This window comes from Shewanella holmiensis (assembly GCF_025370255.1).
GTDB classification, from domain to species: Bacteria; Pseudomonadota; Gammaproteobacteria; order Enterobacterales; family Shewanellaceae; genus Shewanella; species Shewanella holmiensis.
Window position 1 is genome coordinate 74,764 of record NZ_JAMTCD010000004.1, and the last position, 19,487, is coordinate 94,250.

At 42.6% G+C, this 19,487-nt stretch carries 14 protein-coding genes and 1 tRNA gene; 12 read left to right on the top strand and 3 right to left on the bottom strand.

The features are described 5' to 3' along the window. The 12 genes from NE535_RS04555 to NE535_RS04610 all read left to right on the top strand — a co-directional run bounded on the left by NE535_RS04555 (position 1) and on the right by NE535_RS04610 (position 15,380). Positions 1-1,356 (top strand): glutamine synthetase family protein, encoded by a 1,356-nt coding sequence (locus tag NE535_RS04555; RefSeq protein WP_261297495.1) that lies wholly within the window; start codon positions 1-3, stop codon positions 1,354-1,356. Between the two features lie 85 nt (positions 1,357-1,441). Further along, positions 1,442-2,806, top strand: a complete 1,365-nt coding sequence (locus NE535_RS04560; RefSeq protein ID WP_261297496.1) for an aspartate aminotransferase family protein — start codon at positions 1,442-1,444, stop codon at positions 2,804-2,806. 284 nt (positions 2,807-3,090) lie between these two features. Beyond that, on the top strand, positions 3,091-4,191 hold the full coding sequence (locus tag NE535_RS04565; protein ID WP_261297497.1) for a polyamine ABC transporter substrate-binding protein: 1,101 nt from the start codon (positions 3,091-3,093) through the stop codon (positions 4,189-4,191). A gap of 134 nt (positions 4,192-4,325) precedes the next feature. Then, a complete protein-coding gene (potA, locus tag NE535_RS04570; RefSeq protein ID WP_261297498.1) occupies positions 4,326-5,462 on the top strand; it encodes a polyamine ABC transporter ATP-binding protein in 1,137 nt (378 codons plus the stop codon). After that, positions 5,459-6,358, top strand: a complete 900-nt coding sequence (locus tag NE535_RS04575; RefSeq protein ID WP_261297499.1) for an ABC transporter permease subunit — start codon at positions 5,459-5,461, stop codon at positions 6,356-6,358. The genes potA and NE535_RS04575 overlap by 4 nt, the downstream gene beginning before the upstream one ends. Further along, entirely contained in the window at positions 6,355-7,173 is an 819-nt protein-coding gene (locus tag NE535_RS04580; protein WP_261297500.1) for an ABC transporter permease subunit, read from the top strand. Before NE535_RS04575 ends, NE535_RS04580 begins: the two co-directional genes overlap by 4 nt. 326 nt (positions 7,174-7,499) lie before the next feature. After that, positions 7,500-8,786, top strand: coding sequence for an NAD(P)/FAD-dependent oxidoreductase (locus tag NE535_RS04585; RefSeq protein WP_261297501.1), 1,287 nt, complete (start codon positions 7,500-7,502; stop codon positions 8,784-8,786). A gap of 30 nt (positions 8,787-8,816) precedes the next feature. Next, positions 8,817-10,265 (top strand): NADP-dependent succinate-semialdehyde dehydrogenase, encoded by a 1,449-nt coding sequence (gene gabD, locus NE535_RS04590; protein ID WP_261297502.1) that lies wholly within the window; start codon positions 8,817-8,819, stop codon positions 10,263-10,265. A 22-nt stretch (positions 10,266-10,287) separates the two neighbouring features. Continuing rightward, positions 10,288-11,565: a 4-aminobutyrate--2-oxoglutarate transaminase gene (gene gabT, locus NE535_RS04595; protein WP_261297503.1), complete on the top strand. Its 1,278-nt coding sequence runs from the start codon at positions 10,288-10,290 to the stop codon at positions 11,563-11,565. 154 nt (positions 11,566-11,719) lie between these two features. Next, the gene (locus NE535_RS04600) at positions 11,720-13,837 is read left to right on the top strand and encodes a methyl-accepting chemotaxis protein (protein ID WP_261297504.1); all 2,118 of its coding nucleotides are present in this window, start codon (positions 11,720-11,722) and stop codon (positions 13,835-13,837) included. An 82-nt stretch (positions 13,838-13,919) separates the two neighbouring features. Continuing rightward, positions 13,920-14,579, top strand: a complete 660-nt coding sequence (locus tag NE535_RS04605; RefSeq protein ID WP_261297505.1) for an RluA family pseudouridine synthase — start codon at positions 13,920-13,922, stop codon at positions 14,577-14,579. Between the two features lie 78 nt (positions 14,580-14,657). After that, entirely contained in the window at positions 14,658-15,380 is a 723-nt protein-coding gene (locus NE535_RS04610; protein ID WP_261297506.1) for a DUF599 domain-containing protein, read from the top strand. Positions 15,381-15,446: 66 nt separating this feature from the next. On the opposite strand, the gene NE535_RS04615 is transcribed toward NE535_RS04610, so the two are convergent. The 3 genes from NE535_RS04615 to dnaG form a co-directional block, all read right to left on the bottom strand. Then, a tRNA-Ile gene (locus NE535_RS04615) sits at positions 15,447-15,523 on the bottom strand. Positions 15,524-15,747: 224 nt separating this feature from the next. Next, positions 15,748-17,589, bottom strand: coding sequence for an RNA polymerase sigma factor RpoD (rpoD, locus tag NE535_RS04620; RefSeq protein WP_261297507.1), 1,842 nt, complete (start codon positions 17,587-17,589; stop codon positions 15,748-15,750). A gap of 147 nt (positions 17,590-17,736) precedes the next feature. Continuing rightward, positions 17,737-19,464: a DNA primase gene (gene dnaG / locus NE535_RS04625; protein WP_261297508.1), complete on the bottom strand. Its 1,728-nt coding sequence runs from the start codon at positions 19,462-19,464 to the stop codon at positions 17,737-17,739. Positions 19,465-19,487: the final 23 nt, after the last annotated feature.

Consider the following 19,487-nt stretch of genomic DNA (forward strand, 5'->3'; position numbering starts at 1 on the left):
ATGGACAAGTTAATAGCGTTTTTAAAAGACAAAAAAATCACCGAAGTAGAGTGTGTTATTAGTGATATGACGGGTATTGCCCGCGGTAAAATTGCACCAGTAGATAAGTTTATCGACGAAAAAGGCATGCGTCTTCCTGAAAGTGTTTTACTGCAAACTGTGACTGGCGATTTTATCGATGACAGTATTTTTTACTCGTTACTTGATGATGCAGACATCGATTTTGTCTGTGTGCCAGATGAAAATGCGGTATTTATGTTGCCTTGGACCGTTGAAGCTACCGCACAAGTTATTCATGATTGTTATGACCGTATGGGTAACCCAATTGAGCTTTCTCCACGTAACGTGCTTAAAAAAGTGCTTAAACTTTATGAAGATAAAGGTTGGGAGCCGGTCATTGCCCCTGAAATGGAGTTTTATCTAACTCAGCGTAGCGACGATCATGACTTACCCCTTAAGCCTCCAGTTGGTCGCTCAGGTCGCCCTGAAGCCGGTCGTCAGTCTTTCTCTATAGATGCCGCTAACGAATACGATCCACTATTTGAAGACATGTATGATTGGTGTGAAGCCCAAGGCTTAGATATTGATACCTTGATCCATGAAGATGGCCCAGCGCAAATGGAGATTAACTTCAGCCACGGTAATCCGTTAGCATTAGCTGACCAAGTGTTCGTCTTTAAACGCACCCTAAAAGAAGCCGCATTAAAGCACAATGTTTGTGCCACGTTTATGGCTAAGCCTGTAACCGACGAGCCCGGCAGTGCGATGCATATTCACCAAAGTGTGATTGATAAGAAAACCGGCAAAAACATTTTTACTAAAGAAGATGGTACCCAAAGTCAGTTATTCTTGAATTACATTGCAGGCTTACAAACATATATTCCTGAGCTGTTACCTTTAATGGCGCCAAGTGCAAACTCTTTCCGCCGCTTTTTACCAGGTACATCAGCGCCTGTAAACCTTGAGTGGGGCGTAGAAAACCGCACTTGTGGTTTACGTATTCCAGAGTCGTCACCACAAAATCGTCGTATTGAAAACCGTATTCCAGGCGCCGATGCGAACTGTTATTTAACTATCGCAGCCAGTTTATTATGTGGCTTTATTGGGATGGAAAAAGGTTTACGTCCATCAACACCTGTTACTGGTCGTGCAAACGAAAGTCGCACCAATAATGAATATTGTTTACCACTAACGTTAGAAGAAGCGTTAATGGCAATGCAAGACAGTGAAGCGTGTATTGAATACCTAGGCCAATCATTTACCACAGGTTTTGTGGCGGTGAAGCAAGCTGAATTAGAGAACTTCCGCCGCGTGGTAAGTTCTTGGGAACGTGAGTTCTTATTGTTAACGGTTTAAGCCTAATCGTAATATTTTCAGTGATTCTGCATTTTGATTGACGCGCTGGCAATAGTGGTTTATTGCCAGCGATAAAGGAACGGGTATGACAGACTTAACAAGATTACAGCAAGCCGATAAAGCACATTTTATCCATCCATTTACAGACTCTAAAAGCCTTGGTGAAAAAGGCACCCGCGTGATTGAACGTGCTGAAGGCGTTTACATTTGGGATGTGCAAGGTAAAAAGTTGCTTGATGGTATGGCTGGGCTTTGGTGTGTCAATGTGGGTTATGGCAGACAATCGATTGTTGATGCGGTAAGTAAGCAAATGCAGCAACTGCCTTATTACAACAGCTTCTTTCAATGCACCCATCCACCGGCAATTGAACTGGCAAAAACGATTGCTGAATTAGCCCCTAAACACATGAACACTGTGTTTTTTACGGGTTCAGGTTCAGAGTCAAATGATACTAATTTGCGTATGGTGCGCCGATACTGGGATTTAAAAGGGCAACCTAACAAGAAAACCATTATTAGTCGCCATAATGCTTATCATGGTTCTACCGTTGCGGGTGCAAGTTTGGGCGGCATGTCTGGCATGCACGAACAAGGTGATTTACCTATCCCAAAAATAGTGCACATCGCGCAGCCCTATTGGTATCAAGAGGGCGGAGATTTAACGCCAGAAGCATTTGGCCTACAAGCTGCACAAGCATTAGAAACTGAAATTTTAGCCTTGGGCGAAGACAATGTTGCCGCATTTATTGCTGAGCCTTTCCAGGGCGCGGGTGGTGTCATTATTCCTCCATCGACCTATTGGCCTGAAATTAAACGTATTTTAGCTAAATATGACATTTTACTTATTCTTGATGAAGTGATCAGTGGTTTTGGCCGAACAGGTCACTGGTTCGCCGCAGAGTATTTTGATTTGCAACCGGATCTTATTTCGATTGCTAAGGGGATGACTTCAGGATATGTGCCAATGGGTGGCGTAATAATTGCAGACAGAGTTGCAGATGTTATTAAGCAACAATGTGGCGAGTTCACCCATGGTTACACTTATTCGGGGCACCCTGTAGCGGCAGCGGCAGCATTAGAAAATATCAATATCATCAAGCAAGAAAAGCTGGTTGAAAAAGTGGGCGCTGAAATCGCACCATATTTCCAACAGGCTTTACAGCAACTCGCTGAGCATCCATTAGTGGGTGAAGTGCGCGGTTTAGGTTTGGTGGGTGCAATTGAGCTAGTGCAAAATAAAGCTAAGCGTCAACGTTATCCGTCAAACATCGGTGTGGGCACTTGGTGCCGAGACGCCTGTATTGCACATGGTTTGGTGATGCGTTCGGTCGGCGACACCATGATTATTTCGCCGCCCTTAGTCATTACTAAAGCACAAATAGATGAGTTAATTGAAAAAGCATTACTTGCGTTAAATGATACGTATACGCAATGCTTAGCGCTTAAATAGCGCGAATAAACAGACTTTACGCCTTGGCATTCAATGGCTATCAATTGCATGCTTATGGTGTAGTAGTGATTTTTTAATCAATTAGATTGTCACTATCTAGTAATTGAAAAGGTTTTTGATAGAATCCAAAAAGTTATAGCATTTTCATTTTGCTGTGATGTTACCGATGCAGAAATACGATGTAGCATTGGATAATTTCCTTTTTATAAGGGAATGATAATAACGCTTTAAAAGCGAAAAACTGTCAGCCCAGATCTGACCATTATCCAAGTAAGGGAGAACATATGAAGCTACTGAACAAACTGTCTACCATCGCGCTTATCTCAGCGTCGGTATTTGCTAGCACCTCGCTGCATGCTGAAGAAGTGGTAAAGATGTATAACTGGTCTGATTATATTGCTGAAGATACCTTAGCAAACTTCGAAAAAGAGACTGGTATTCGCGTTATTTATGACGTTTTCGATAGTAACGAAGTGCTTGAAGCTAAATTGCTTTCAGGACGCAGCGGTTATGACATCGTTGTGCCTTCAAATCACTTTTTGGCAAAACAAATTAAGGCTGGCGCGTTCCAAAAGCTTGATCGTGCTAAGTTGACTAATTATGCCAATTTAAAGCCTGATTTAATGAAGCAACTAGAAAAAGCTGATCCAGCTAATGAACATTCAGTGCCTTATTTATGGGGAACAAATGGTATCGGTTACAACATCGATAAAGTTAAAGCTGTGTTAGGTGAAGATGCGCCATTTGATTCATTAGAACTTATCTTTAATCCTAAGTATGCTGAGAAAATTGCATCATGTGGTTTCTCAATGCTAGATTCTGCGGACGATATGTTGCCACAAGCGCTGATTTACTTAGGTTTAGATCCAAACAGCAAAAATGCAGCTGACTATGAAAAAGCGGCTGAAGTACTTGCTAAAGTGCGCCCATATATCACTTATTTCCACTCTTCACGTTACATTTCTGATTTAGCCAATGGCGATATTTGTGTCGCCTATGGTTTCTCAGGTGATGTTTTCCAAGCAGCAGCTCGTGCTGATGAAGCTGGAAACGGTAACAAGATTGGTTATTCAATTCCAAAAGAAGGCGCAAACCTGTGGTTTGATATGTTAGCTATTCCACAAGATGCAACTAACGTTGAAAACGCACACAAGTTTATTAACTACTTATTGCGTCCAGAGGTTATCGCACCAATCACTAACTATGTTGCTTATGCTAATCCAAATGCACCAGCACAGGAATTAGTCGATGAGGCAATTAAAAACGACCCAGCAATTTATCCGTCACAAGCGGTCATTGATAAGCTTTACATTGGTGATGTTCGCCCAATGAAAATTCAACGTGTTGTGACGCGCGCGTGGACTAAAGTGAAATCTGGTCAGTAATCAGGTTTTTAATAGGGCGAGGAAACTCGCCCTATTAAGTTTAGTCTTTCATCAATCAGATTTTAATGTTTCATGTAACCCAAAATAATAATCAACGTTACAGAACACATACTCCAAATAGGCGGAGCAGTATTATGGTAAACACCTCGGGCGTCACTAATAAACCAACCACAAAGACGCAAGATAAAGTACTTCTCAAAATTGATCGTGTTAGTAAACTTTTTGATGATGTCCGTGCGGTCGATAACGTCTCATTGACCATCAATCAGGGTGAAATTTTCGCATTATTAGGTGGTTCAGGATCGGGTAAATCGACTTTGCTGCGTATGCTAGCGGGGTTTGAGAGACCAACTGAAGGCCGTATTTTTCTGGACGGCGTAGACATCACCGACATGCCTCCTTACGAACGTCCAATTAATATGATGTTCCAGTCTTATGCATTATTTCCACACATGACAGTTGAACAGAATATCGCTTTTGGTCTTAAACAAGACAAAATGCCTAAAGCTGAGATTGCTCAGCGTGTTGAAGAGATGCTCAAGCTGGTGCATATGGAAAAATACGCTAAGCGTAAGCCACATCAGTTATCGGGCGGCCAACGTCAACGTGTTGCCTTAGCTCGTTCATTAGCTAAACGTCCTAAATTACTATTACTTGATGAGCCTATGGGCGCATTAGATAAAAAGCTTCGTACACAAATGCAGCTTGAAGTGGTCGATATTCTTGAAGCGGTTGGCGTAACGTGTGTGATGGTAACCCATGACCAAGAAGAAGCCATGACCATGGCGGGTAGAATTTCTATTATGAATGAAGGTTGGATTGCACAAACGGGTAGCCCAATGGACATTTATGAAGCGCCAAATAGCCGTATGGTGGCTGAGTTTATCGGTACTGTTAACTTATTCGAAGGCGATATTATTGAAGATGAAGCCGACCACGCTATCATCAAATCACCTACCTTAAAACAGCCTTTTTATATTGGCCATGGTATTTCCACCAGCCTAGATAATAAAACAGTGTTACTTGCCGTACGACCTGAGAAAACCATTATTACCCGCGAGCAACCTGAGGGTGAATATAACTGGGCGAGAGGCGTTGTACATGACATTGCTTATTTAGGCGGTATTTCAGTGTTTTATATCAAACTGAGAAACAACCAAATTGTCCAATGTTCAATGGCAAACCGTGAACGTCGTGCTGATAACCCAACTTGGGAAGATGAAGTATACATCAGCTGGGAAGACACTAGTGGGGTGGTATTAAATTCATGATAAATCCATTTAAGCGCCTAAGAGGCCGACATCTCACAATAGGCATGCCCTATTTGTGGCTACTGATGTTTTTTGCTTTGCCGTTTGCAATCGTCCTTAAGTTGAGTTTTTCAACTGCGGCAATTGCAATTCCTCCGTATGAAGCAACATTTAGTTATATTGACGAGTCATTATCGATATTTTTAAATTTAGGTAATTATTTATTGTTGTTACAAGACTCCATGTATTACATGGCGTATTTAACATCACTCAAAATGGCATTAATTGCCACAATCGGCTGTTTAGTACTGGGTTTCCCGATGGCGTACGCCATAGCCAGAGCGCCTGCAAGATTTCAGCCGGTATTATTGTTACTGGTGATGTTACCTTCTTGGACTTCATTCTTAATTCGAGTGTATGCCTGGATGGGGATTTTAAGTAACACAGGATTAATCAATAACTTCTTAATGTGGTTAGGGGTTATTTCTGAACCTATCCAAATGTTGAACACAAATTTTGCGGTTTATATCGGCATTGTTTATGCCTATCTACCGTTTATGATTTTGCCGCTATATGCCACTTTGGTGAAGATGGACATGAGCTTAATTGAGGCTGCATCAGATTTAGGTTCAAGTAGCTTTAATACTTTCTGGAAAATCACTTTGCCTTTAGCTATGGGCGGTGTGGTAGCGGGCTCAATGTTGGTGTTTATTCCTGCTGTGGGCGAGTTCGTAATTCCTGAATTGCTAGGTGGTCCTGACTCATTAATGATTGGTAAGGTACTGTGGCAAGAGTTCTTTAATAACCGCGATTGGCCTGTTGCGTCATCACTTGCCATTGTGATGTTAGCTCTGCTTATTGTGCCAATAACCTTGTTCCATAGATATCAGTCACGCAACATGGAGAACGATGCATGAAGAAGTTAAGTTTCTCTAAAGTGATGCTGTGGTTTGGCTTGCTATTTCTGTATGCGCCAATGTTTATTTTGGTTATTTATTCATTCAACGAGTCTAAGCTTGTTACCGTGTGGAGTGGTTTTTCACCTAAATGGTACGGTGAGTTATTTCGTGATGAGCAAATCTTAGATGCGGTATGGGTGAGTTTACGTATTGCATTTTACAGCGCAACGATGGCGGTTATTATTGGCACTATGGCGGCATTCGTCATGACACGATTCCGTCGCTCATGGGCTAAGTTAACCTTATCAAATATGATCACCGCACCGCTGGTTATGCCTGAAGTAATCACTGGTTTGTCATTACTTCTGCTTTTTGTACAAATGGCAGATACTTTTGGCTGGCCTGCAGAGCGCGGTATGTTAACCGTATGGATAGCACATTCAACATTCTGTGCGGCCTATGTTGCGGTCGTTGTGTCGTCACGGTTACGTGAGTTAGACCAGTCAATTGAAGAAGCTGCAATGGATTTAGGGGCAACCCCACTAAAAACCTTCTTCTTGATTACTGTGCCAATGATCGCACCAGCATTAATTGCTGGCTGGTTGTTGTCGTTCAGTTTATCGTTAGATGACTTGGTTATTGCCAGCTTTGCATCAGGTCCTGGGTCAACAACCTTGCCTATGGTGGTCTTTTCATCGGTGCGTTTAGGTGTTTCACCTAAGATTAACGCGTTAGCGACGATTATTATTCTAGCGGTATCTTTGGTTGCTTTCTTGTCATGGTATTTGACCAGACGCGCAGAGAAAAAAGCCAAAGAAGCGATGGGATCTTAATTTCATCATATTTAAAAAAAGCGCGTGATGATTCAAATTATTGGATAATCTACGCGCTTTTTTATTGCTTACTTCCACTCGGGTTCGTTAGCAAACTGACAGATATCAAGTCAGCGAAACACATTAATAGCAAACATTTTGGCGATAAACCTGAGCCATTCACACCCATGCTAAAACAATTCTTATTAAACAAAGATTGTCTTATATTTTGTGTTTAATATTTTAAACGAACTGTAAATAATTATGTGTTTTTTGCTAGTTTTTATTTTAGCCTAGGTGTAGGATTAGACAGTTGTATTTTGCAATGTACATATAAGGGAAATGCTATGTCCGCGACACCTCATGCTAGTTCATATTACGCCGCATCGGCCAACGATAAAGTGGAGCGTCCTAGACTTGAGTCATCAATAGAAACAGATGTTTGTATTGTTGGTGCAGGTTACACAGGTTTGTCTTCTGCGCTGCATCTTTTAGAGAGCGGTATGAAGGTTGTGGTACTTGAAGCCGCCCGTATCGGTTGGGGAGCTTCTGGCCGAAATGGTGGCCAAATAGTTAACTCTTTTAGTCGTGATATCGACAGTATTGAAAAAGTGGTTGGTAAAGAACAGGCAAAACTTTTTGGCCAAATGGCATTTGAAGGCGGGCGCATTATTCGCGAACGTATTGCCAAATATAATATTGACTGTGACCTAAAAGATGGTGGCGTTTTTGCTGCTATGAATAAAAAACAAATGGGCCATTTACAGTCTCAAAAAAATCTATGGGAAGCCCATGGACACAATCAACAACTTGAAATATTAGATCAAGATGCCATTCGCAAAGTGGTTGACACAGATTTGTACGTTGGTGGCTTATTGGATAAAAGTGGTGGTCATATTCACCCACTGAATTTAGCCTTAGGTGAGGCGCGTGCTGTTGAGTCGTTAGGCGGATTGATTTTTGAGGACTCTGCAGTCATTGATATAGACGATGGGGCATCACCCGTTGTGCGCACAGCTCATGGCCAGGTGAAATGTAAATTTGTGATTGTTGCGGGTAACGCCTACCTCGGCAAGTTGTTACCAGAGTTGCATGCTAAATCAATGCCTTGTGGCACCCAAGTGGTGACCACAGAGCCGCTTTCTGATGAGCTTGCCGCCAGTATTTTACCGCAAGATTACTGTGTAGAAGATTGTAACTACTTGCTTGATTATTATCGTTTAAGCGGTGATAAGCGGTTAATTTTTGGCGGTGGTGTGGTATATGGCGCTCGTGATCCTGCCAATATTAAAGCGCTAATTGAACCGAAATTATTGAAAACTTTCCCGCAATTAAAAGACGTAAAAATCGATTATGCCTGGACAGGTAACTTTTTAATGACCTTATCGCGTTTACCGCAAGTAGGGCGTATTGGCCATAATATTTATTACTCACAAGGTTGTAGCGGTCATGGTGTTACCTACACTCATTTAGCCGGTAAATTACTGGCTGAAATGCTAAACGGTCAGGCGACCCGATTTGACGCGTTTGCGGCATTACCGCACTATCCATTCCCAGGTGGACACGCTTTAAGAGTGCCGTTTAGTGCACTAGGTGCCTGGTATTACACAATGCGCGATAAGTTCGGCATTTAACTTCGGATTATTGAGATAAAGGAGCTCGTCATGGTGTTGAATGATCCAAGCTTATTACACGAACAATGCTACATCGACGGCCAATGGGTCGCTGCCAACTCTGGTGAAACCATTGCGATTGCCAATCCTGCCAATCATGAGATTATCGGCCACGTACCAGTTATGGGGGCGGCTGAGACATCGGTGGCCATCGATGCGGCCAATAAAGCATTGCCTGCCTGGCGTGCACTGACCGCTAAAGAGCGCAGTAGTAAGTTACGACGTTGGTTTGAGCTATTAATTGAAAACGCAGATGATCTTGCGCTGCTAATGACAACCGAACAGGGCAAACCTTTAGCTGAAGCAAAGGGCGAAGTTGCCTATGCCGCTTCATTTATTGAATGGTTTGCTGAAGAAGCTAAGCGCGTTTATGGCGATACTATTCCTGGGCATCAAGCCGATAAAAGACTGACTGTTATCAAGCAACCTGTTGGTGTGACTGCGGCGATTACCCCATGGAACTTTCCAGCGGCAATGATCACTCGTAAAGCCGCGCCAGCATTAGCCGCAGGTTGTACTATGGTGGTTAAACCTGCGCCACAAACACCGTTTACGGCTTTGGCGTTAGCTGAGTTGGCTCATCGTGCAGGTATTCCTGCAGGCGTATTTAGTGTGGTCACCGGTGATGCCATAGCTATTGGTAACACCCTTTGTGATAGTCCTATTGTGCGGAAGTTATCGTTTACTGGTTCAACCGCTGTTGGTATTAAGCTGATGCAGCAATGTGCGCCTACGCTTAAAAAGATGTCTTTGGAATTGGGCGGCAATGCGCCGTTTATCGTATTTGATGATGCTGATTTAGATGCCGCCGTTGATGGCGCTATGATTGCTAAATACCGTAATGCCGGACAAACCTGTGTTTGTGCTAATCGGATATACGTGCAAGCTGGCGTTTATGATGCTTTCATTCAAAAATTTGCCGATGCAGTCAGCAAGTTAAAAGTGGGTGCAGGTACCGAACAAGGCGTCACAACTGGACCATTAATTAATGCTGATGCGGTGGCTAAAGTACAATGTCATTTAGATGATGCGATAAGTAAAGGCGCTAGCATTGTCGCTGGCGGAAAGGCCCATGACTTAGGTGGGTACTTCTTTCAACCAACCATCATACGCGATGTAGACAAAAGCATGTTAGTGGCTCGCGAAGAAACCTTTGGTCCATTAGCGCCAGTGTTTAAATTTGAATGTGTTGATGATGTTATCAAACAAGCTAATGATACTGAGTTTGGTTTAGCGGCCTATTTTTATGGTCGAGATATCTCATTGGTATACAAAGTGGCAGAAGCACTTGAATATGGCATGGTCGGCGTTAACACAGGGTTAATCTCTAATGAAGTCGCACCATTTGGTGGTATTAAGTCTTCCGGTTTAGGTCGCGAAGGTTCTAAATTTGGCATCGAGGAATACCTCGAAATGAAATATATCTGCATGTCGGTTTAGTCCGCATCAAGGGGAGAAGGCAATGAGTAAAACAAACGAAGGATTAATGGCCCGTCGCCAAGCAGCGGTAGCTCAAGGTGTAGGGCAAATTCACCCTATTTTTACCCAGCGTGCTGAAAATGCCACGGTATGGGATGTAGAAGGTCGTGAATATATCGATTTTGCTGGTGGCATTGCGGTGTTAAACACGGGGCATTTGCACCCAAAAGTGAAGGCGGCTGTTCAAGCGCAATTAAACGATTTTTCGCACACTTGTTTTATGGTGCTTGGCTATGAAAACTACATTGAAGTGTGCGAAAAACTCAATCATTTAGTGCCAGGTGATTTTGCTAAGAAAACCGCTTTATTTACCAGCGGTTCAGAAGCGGTTGAGAATGCCGTTAAAGTCGCTCGAGCTTATACCAAGCGCGCGGGAGTGATTGCATTTACTTCTGGTTATCACGGTCGCACAATCGCGGCATTAGCCTTAACCGGTAAAGTCGCACCATACAGTAAAGGTATGGGGTTAATGTCAGCGAACGTATTTAGGGCTGAATTTCCTTGTGAGCTACATGGTGTATCTGAAGATGCTGCAATGGCTTCAATTGAGCGAATTTTCAAAAATGATGCTGAGCCAAGCGATATCGCCGCGATAATACTTGAGCCAGTTCAAGGTGAGGGCGGGTTCTATGCCGCATCGCCAAGTTTTATGCAACGATTACGTCAATTGTGTGATACCCATGGCATCATGTTAATTGCAGATGAAGTGCAAACTGGTGCGGGTCGTACGGGCACCTTCTTTGCGATGGAGCAAATGGGTGTTGCACCTGACATTACTACTTTTGCTAAATCAATTGCTGGTGGTTTCCCGTTATCTGGGATAACCGGGCGTGCAGAGGTGATGGATGCGATAGGCCCTGGAGGCTTAGGCGGTACTTACGGCGGCAGTCCGTTGGCATGTGCTGCGGCTTTAGCGGTAATTGAGGTTTTTGAGCAGGAACAATTACTTGAGCGCGCCAATAGCTTAGGTGGCCGCATTAAAGCATCTATTACGGCAATGCAAAGCAAATATAGCCAAATTGCTGAGGTACGTGGTTTAGGTGCAATGATTGCCATTGAACTGATGGAAAATGGCCAACCAGCACCGCAATATTGTCCAAAAGTGTTAGCGGAAGCCCGCGAGCGTGGATTGATTTTATTGTCTTGCGGCACCTACGGAAACGTTCTACGCGTGTTAGTGCCTTTAACCGCGCCAGATGCACAAGTTGATGCTGGTTTGGCGATTATGGATGAAGTCTTTGGCGTTGTTTTTAAAGGGTAAATTCTATTAGGTTTGCATGATATTTAAGCCCTATTTACTAATAGGGCTTTTTTTGTCCCTAAGCCTCACGTTTTCAAGAATCTAGACTAGACTAAAGTGTGTATTTGCAATTTTAGCAAAACAATAATAATGATAATAAAAGCGGAGTTAAAATATGAAGGCATTGCCTGTCAAAACAAAATTACTTTGGATTACTTCAGGATTGTTCTTGCTGATCGTATTAACGTTATCATTAAGTTTATGGTGGGGATTAAGCGATAAAAATAAAATATTGTCTGCACAAGTGGATGACACCTTACATCAAGAAATTAGTCAAAAATTATCCGCAAAGGCTGCCGAGTATGGTCAACAAATTGCTGGGTTTATTAATGAGGCTTACCGTATCCCTTTTTCGTTTTCTGGAATGGCAGAATACACCGCCCAAAATGAACCGCTTGACCGTTCAAAACTAGAAGCTCTGCTCGTTGCTAACTTACGCAAGAATGCGCAAATATCTTCCATGTATGCCCAATTTGAGGCAAACGGCTACGACGGTAGAGACAGTGATTATCTGCAAAATTTTAGTCACAGTGTGCCTGATAATGGTGGGTTAGAGATTTATTACACCCGTAATGATGACGGTACAACAGAACATCAACAAGTGGATGATGCTGAAGAAAAGTATGTTGAAACTCTTAATGAATTTGGCATACGGGAGGCTGAATGGTATTTATGCGTCAAAGACACCAAAAAACCTTGTTTGATGGAACCATACTTGTATGAGATCACCCCGGGTAATAATGCATTAATGACCTCACTTACCGTGCCAGTTTTGGTTAATCAACAATTTAAAGGTATGGTTGGGGTTGATGTTAATTTACCTATTTTTCAAAAGTTAATCGTTCAATTATCACAAAGTTTGTATCAGGGAAAAGCGAAAGTTACTTTGTTAAGCCAACGTGGCCTTGTGGTTGCTGCCAGCCATTATGACAAGTTAGCTAGGCCGCTTGCTGAGTCTATCCCTCCTCAAAAAGCATCTGAATTAATGAAGCTGCATAACAGTAATCAAATCTACAGTGATGATGACATTATAGCTGTGGCTTTTCCTATTCAAATTCCACTAGCTCAGGCTACCTGGTCATTGGTTATTGAGGTGCCGAAAGAGCAAGCATTTGCGGCAATTACTAAAATGGACGATGCCATGGATGAGATGGCGGCATCATTGGGGAGTTTGTTGTTAATGCTTGGGGCTATTGTGTCAGTGATTGCTATTGGCCTAATTAGCATAGTGATCCGCAGCATTATTTCACCGCTGAATATGATCCAACAAAGGGTAGAAAATTTAGGCAGCGCAGAAGGGGATTTAACCCAGTCTATTCATGTGGATTCACATGCCGAACTCATTGCGTTAGCAAAAGGATTTAATCTCTTTATCACTAAACTGAGAGACCTGATTATTGGCCTTAAAGGTTTGGCCGATCGTTCACAATCTGAAAGTCAAAAGTCTGCCAAAATTGCGCAATTAACCCGTGAAAGTGTTAATCGTCAATATGCTGAAATTGACAGTGTCGTTACCGCGGTGAATCAAATGAGTGCCGCAGCGTTAGAAGTGGCTAAAGCCTCAGAGCAAACCGCCCACGAAACAGAGTCTATGACTAAGAATGTTAAAGAGGGCGAGCAGCGACTTACCAAAGCAATGAGCTACGTGAATGAGATGTCTGTTGAGTCTGCTCAAGCGCAAAAAGCGGTTGAATTGGTTTCTCAAAGTAGTGGCAATATCAGCGGTATTCTAGAAGTCATTAGTTCAATTGCGGGGCAAACTAACCTGTTAGCATTGAATGCGGCGATTGAGGCGGCAAGAGCTGGTGAGCAAGGGCGTGGTTTTGCTGTGGTGGCAGATGAGGTTCGAGCGTTAGCGTCAAAAACACAAAACTCTACTGATCAAATCACTAAACTGATTGATTCGTTGCAATCAGAAGTTCGTAATGCATCCAGCATTATTGATAAAGGTGCTCAAGGTGCGCAGCTTGCCGTTGAGCAAACAGAAATGGCTTTATCATCTCTCAATGCGATTGTGGTGCAGATTAATGAAGTGTCATCGCAGGTGACTCATATCGCTACGGCGGCGGAAGAGCAAAGTATGGTTACTGAAGAGGTCAGTCGAAATATTACCGGTATTTCAGATTCAGCCGCTGAGTTGTCACAGCTTGCAGATGAAGCTCAACAAAGTAGCCAATCGTTAGCTGAGTTAGTACAACAACAGCATAGCGAATTAGGTAAACTAAGAACCTAATTGTCTTAGCTATTACAGTTAAAAGGTGGCCCAATGGCCACCTTTTGTTTATGCTGCATTTTTATTTTTAGATGGTTATCTAATGACAGAGTTTATTGCGCCCCCTTGTCTTGGTCATATTGATATCTTGTTTCAAGATGAGCACTTATTGATCATTAACAAACCCTCTGGTCTGTTAAGTTTATCGGGAAAAAATCCACTTAATTTAGATTCTGTACATCATCGCCTCACAAAGGACTTTCCATGTTGTACGCTAATACATAGGTTAGATTTTGGTACCTCTGGCATTATGCTGGTGGCATTAAATAAAGGCATTAATGGCCTACTGACGAAACAGTTTCAAAATGGCGAAGTCGATAAAACCTATACTGCGATATTACAAGGCGAGTTATCTGCCTTAGAAGGCGACATCACAGCCCCTATAGCTAAAGGTGATTTTCCTTTAATGAAGGTGTGTGACACGGGCAAAACGGCTCACAGCCATTACCGCGTGTTGGAAACCAACCTATTAGGCCAAGGTCAGCCCGTGACGAAAGTGCTATATAGTCCAATTACAGGGAGAACCCATCAACTAAGGCTGCATAGCCAGTATATTGGTCACCCTATTATAGGGTGCGATCTGTATACCTTGGGTAACTCACAGAAACTCGCGCCACGATTAATGCTTCATGCCAGTAGTTTGTCATTTGTTCATCCCATTACCAGCGTGAGAATGAAAATAGAGAGTCAGAGTGAGTTTTAAATAATCATTCATGACGTCATAAAACTGGTGCATAATATAACCAAAAGATATTAATTATTAAGTTTATAGGGAATCTGCATGATAGGGACAGCGTTAGATTATTTAGCTTTGGTGACCTTTCTTACCTGTTGGTTGGGCTATACCCAGTTTTCAAAGCGCAAAGCTAAAACCACTAACTGTATTGCCAGAGTTATGCATCAACAACGAATTCATTGGATGTCGCAAATCATTGCCAAAGAGGTTCGAGTCGGCGAGGCGGCATTGTTGGCCAATCTTGAGCGCAACATTGCCTTTTTTGCTTCTACAACATTACTTATTTTAGCGGGTGTGCTGACCTTGTTCTCACAGGTTGAAAAACTTGAAATGGTTATTGGCTCTATTCCATTTTCTGTATCGCCAGATCACGCTTTGGTACAAGTGAAACTGGCGTTATTGGCTTGTATTTTTGTATTAGCCTTCTTCCAGTTTACTTGGTCAATGCGTCAGTATGGTTTCGTCAATGTGATGATAGGAGCTGCGCCCCTGGATAAATCTGGCACAGATAAAAATTTGCTGGCGTATGCAAGGCAGATGGCCGTGGTACAAGATCAAGCCGCACATTCATACAACTATGGCCTGCGGTCATACTACTTTGCGATGGCGGCCTTGTGCTGGTTTTTACATCCATCGGCGTTCATTTTTGCTAGTCTTTTTGTTGTTTATACCCTGTATCAACGTGAGTTTAATTCTCGCGCGGTACAAGCTATTACCTTAGCCCAGTCGCATTTAGAAAAAGATCCCGCTTATAAAGTGAATGAATAGTCGACTGATTGATAAATTAGAGACACAAAAAAGCCCATTTATAAAATGGGCTTTTTTGTTTTAAATTGGTGGCCCCTCCCAGACTTGAACTGGGGACCTGACGATTATGAGTCGTATGCTCTAACCAACTGAGCTAAGGGGCCGACTTAAGATAGTCGTCACTATCGAAAGCGGGGGGAATTATACGAAGTTTATCTCTGCTTGTCACCCGTGATTTTCATTGAATTTTAGTATCTTGATTCAATTGGTTATCTGTTAATCAAAAAGCGTGCTATGGGACATAAAAAAAGCATAAAAAAACCTGCCGAAGCAGGTTTTTGATGAATCAAGATTAAAAACATATTGATTCAATAAGTATCACTAGTGATTAGTCATCTAAGAATGATTTTAAAATCTCAGAGCGTGAAGGGTGGCGTAACTTACGCAACGCTTTTGCTTCAATTTGACGAATACGTTCACGGGTTACGTCAAACTGCTTGCCCACTTCTTCTAGCGTGTGGTCTGTATTCATGTCGATACCAAAACGCATACGCAATACTTTTGCCTCACGGGCTGTTAAGCCTGCTAGCACTTCATGCGTTGCATTTTTTAGACTTTCGCTAGTCGCTGAGTCTAAAGGTAGCTCGAGGGTAGTATCCTCGATAAAATCACCTAAATGCGAATCTTCGTCGTCACCAATAGGGGTTTCCATTGAGATTGGCTCTTTAGCGATTTTCAGTACTTTGCGGATTTTATCTTCAGGCATCATCATACGTTCTGCCAATTCTTCAGGAGATGGTTCACGGCCCATTTCTTGAAGCATTTGACGAGAAATACGGTTTAGCTTGTTGATCGTTTCTATCATGTGTACTGGAATACGGATTGTGCGTGCTTGGTCAGCAATCGAGCGTGTAATCGCCTGACGGATCCACCAAGTTGCATAAGTTGAGAACTTATAACCACGACGGTATTCAAATTTATCAACCGCTTTCATCAGACCGATGTTACCTTCCTGAATTAAGTCCAGGAATTGTAAACCACGGTTGGTGTATTTTTTAGCAATCGAGATAACCAGACGTAAGTTAGCTTCAACCATTTCTTTCTTAGCACGGCGCGCTTTCGCTTCACCGATTGACATACGACGGTTAATGTCTTTGATGCCAGCGATGGTTAAATCGGTTTCTTTTTCAACGGCATCAAGCTTGTTTACACAACGAATAACGTCATCTTCAACCATACGTAAACCTTCTGCGTATGGTTTAGTGCTGTTCATTTCAGTGGTAAACCACTCAAGGCTGGTTTCTTTACCTGTGAATGCTTTAACGAAGTTTTTCTTCGGCATTTTTGCTTGTTCAACAACAAGCTTAAGGATAAGACGCTCTTGAACACGCACGCGATCCATCATGGTACGCATGCTTTTTACTAAACGGTCGAATTGCTTAGGGACTAAGCGGAATTCTTTGAATAGCTCACCGATAACAAATAACGAGCCGATTGCTTCAGGATGGTCGCGACCTTTCTCTGCAATGATCGCTAAGCTTTTCTCGTAAGCTTCACGTAATTGAGTGAATTTCTCTTTAGCTTCTTCAGGATCTGGACCTTTTGGACCTTCTTCCTCTTCTTCGCCATCGTCATCATCATCGTCATCATCGTCTTCATCATCTAATTCATCATCAGATAGTTCAGAACCTATGTGTGTTGCCGTTGGGGCAACGTCTTCTTCGTCAGGGTTTACAAATCCAGAGATAATATCAGACAAGCGTATTTCGTCAGCTTCATACTGGTCGAATTGCTCTAAGATCATTGCAATGGCTTGTGGGTATTCACTCACTGAGCATTGAACGGTATTGATACCTTCTTCAATACGCTTTGCAATAACAATTTCGCCTTCGCGGGTTAAAAGCTCGACCGTACCCATTTCACGCATGTACATACGCACAGGGTCAGTTGTACGACCTAATTCACTTTCAACGGTAGCAAGAGCGGCAGCAGCTTCTTCTGCTGCATCTTCGTCTGTGTTGTCTTCCGACATCATCATGTCATCGGCATCCGGTGCTTCTTCAAACACACGAATACCCATGTCATTTATCATCTGGATAATATCTTCAATCTGATCAGAATCGACCATGTCTGCAGGTAAGTGGTCGTTCACTTCTGCATAGGTTAAATAACCTTGCTCTTTACCTTTAGCGAGCAACAGTTTAAGTTGCGACTGCGGAGTGTGATCCATAGATATCATCCAAGTTTGGGGAACTGAAATAACGATAGGACACTGAGCCTAGCTTAGTGTCACGCAAATCGTCAATTATAGCTGTGTGGACTCATCTTAGCTAGTCCATGGCGTTGTTTTAACCGCGAAAGTTTTGTCATTTTCGGGTTACTTCGCAACACCTTTCATTATTGAAATCAGCTTAGTAAGCTGCATTTTCTCAGCTTTCGTCAAAGTCTGTTTAAGACTAAGTTCCTGATAGCGTTGTTCTATATATTGGTTAGTCAACCATATCAGGGTTTGTTTAAACTCGGTCAACACATTTTCATCCGCCACTTGATGGTCCCATTGGGCTAACTTTATTAGAGTGCTCTTCTGTTCGTGCTCTCTATGTATCTCAAGTAGTTGTGCGCTATTAAATTGTTGAGTTCGAGTTATTTCAAGCAAATGATTCAGCAAGTCAATGCCAGCCATTTGAATTTTGTTTAATGCTGGTTGCGGGGCAAGTCCAAAGCCTAAGCTTGGTTTTTGCACTAACAATGCAATCGCTAATCTTAACGGTGTGCCTCGCCCTTGTAATCCTTTGGCATTAAGTGGCTGCGGCTTTTTGACCGCAAAACCTAATTTTTTCTTTAAATCATCACTGCTGTTCATGCCCAATTTGTGGGACAAACTTTCTAACAACAGGTTTTGTAATACGCTGTCTTGTACTTTTTCGATTAAAGTTATGGCCTGTTTTGCAAGGGCACCTTTATCGGTTCCATGGGTATTACTTAAGGTTTCAAACAGAAATTCAGGTAACTGCATTGCCTGTTGTATAAGCTCCTCAAAAGCAGCTTTGCCTATTTTTCTGACCATGGTGTCAGGATCTTCACCCTGGGGTAAAAACATGAATCTTACCATGTCCCCAGGTTTTAAAAGCGGCAAGGCCGTTTCAAGTGCTCGCCATGCAGCTTCACGTCCAGCTCTATCACCGTCATAACAACAGATGACTTCTTTGGCACTACGAACTAACAATTGAAATTGTTCAGCTGTCGTTGATGTGCCCAATGAGGCAACGGCATAATCAACACCAAATTGTGCTAGTGCGACGACATCCATATAGCCTTCGACAATCAACACATGTTGTGGATCGCGATGAAGCTGTTTTAATTCGTATAAGCCGTAAAGCTCGTTGCCTTTATGAAATATGGGCGTTTCTGGGGAATTCAAGTATTTAGGGGTGCCTTCACCTAAAACTCTTCCGCCAAAGCCGATAACTCTGCCGCGTCTGTCGCGGATTGGAAACATCAATCGGTCACGAAAACGGTCATAACGCTTACCGCTGTCGTTTTCTATCAACATGCCGGCGGTAAGTAATTTGTCTTGTGCTGATTGGTTTTGACGGTAGCGGCCTAATAATCCGTCCCAGCCGTCAGGCGCAAAACCTATGCCGAAATGTTTAATAACATCATCTGATAAGCCTCTGAAATCAAGGTAATCTAGTACTTTTTGCTTATCTTGATGCTGTCTTAACTGGCTTTGATAGAATAAATTGGCTTCTTCCATCAATTGATATAAATCACGACTTAATCCGTGATCCTGGCGTTTTGCGTTGCCATTTTCTTGTGGTACATCTAAACCAAGTTGACTGGCGAGTTCTTCGATCGCATCGACAAATTCTAATCGATCGTATTCCATAACAAAGTCAATAGCATTGCCATGTGCACCACAGCCGAAGCAATGATAAAACTGTTTATCTCTGCTGACAGTAAAAGAGGGCGATTTCTCGCTATGAAAAGGGCAGCATGCCGAATGATTTTTGCCAGCTTTTTTCAATGGCACTTTTCGATCGATAAGATCGACAATGTCAGTACGAGCAATTAGCTCATTGATAAAATCACGAGGGATCGCCATTGATTGCTATAAATTCTCGAAGT

Excerpts from the sequence above, each read along its gene's own strand:
- NE535_RS04600 (WP_261297504.1), top strand. The coding sequence starts at position 11,720 with ATGAAGGCATTGCCTGTCAAAACAAAATTACTTTGGATTACTTCAGGA.
- potA (WP_261297498.1), top strand. The coding sequence starts at position 4,326 with ATGGTAAACACCTCGGGCGTCACTAATAAACCAACCACAAAGACGCAA.
- NE535_RS04555 (WP_261297495.1), top strand. The coding sequence starts at position 1 with ATGGACAAGTTAATAGCGTTTTTAAAAGACAAAAAAATCACCGAAGTA.
- gabD (WP_261297502.1), top strand. The coding sequence starts at position 8,817 with ATGGTGTTGAATGATCCAAGCTTATTACACGAACAATGCTACATCGAC.
- rpoD (WP_261297507.1), bottom strand. The coding sequence starts at position 17,589 with ATGGATCACACTCCGCAGTCGCAACTTAAACTGTTGCTCGCTAAAGGT.
- NE535_RS04560 (WP_261297496.1), top strand. The coding sequence starts at position 1,442 with ATGACAGACTTAACAAGATTACAGCAAGCCGATAAAGCACATTTTATC.
- NE535_RS04585 (WP_261297501.1), top strand. The coding sequence starts at position 7,500 with ATGTCCGCGACACCTCATGCTAGTTCATATTACGCCGCATCGGCCAAC.
- gabT (WP_261297503.1), top strand. The coding sequence starts at position 10,288 with ATGAGTAAAACAAACGAAGGATTAATGGCCCGTCGCCAAGCAGCGGTA.
- dnaG (WP_261297508.1), bottom strand. The coding sequence starts at position 19,464 with ATGGCGATCCCTCGTGATTTTATCAATGAGCTAATTGCTCGTACTGAC.
- NE535_RS04565 (WP_261297497.1), top strand. The coding sequence starts at position 3,091 with ATGAAGCTACTGAACAAACTGTCTACCATCGCGCTTATCTCAGCGTCG.
- NE535_RS04610 (WP_261297506.1), top strand. The coding sequence starts at position 14,658 with ATGATAGGGACAGCGTTAGATTATTTAGCTTTGGTGACCTTTCTTACC.
- NE535_RS04605 (WP_261297505.1), top strand. The coding sequence starts at position 13,920 with ATGACAGAGTTTATTGCGCCCCCTTGTCTTGGTCATATTGATATCTTG.
- NE535_RS04575 (WP_261297499.1), top strand. The coding sequence starts at position 5,459 with ATGATAAATCCATTTAAGCGCCTAAGAGGCCGACATCTCACAATAGGC.
- NE535_RS04580 (WP_261297500.1), top strand. The coding sequence starts at position 6,355 with ATGAAGAAGTTAAGTTTCTCTAAAGTGATGCTGTGGTTTGGCTTGCTA.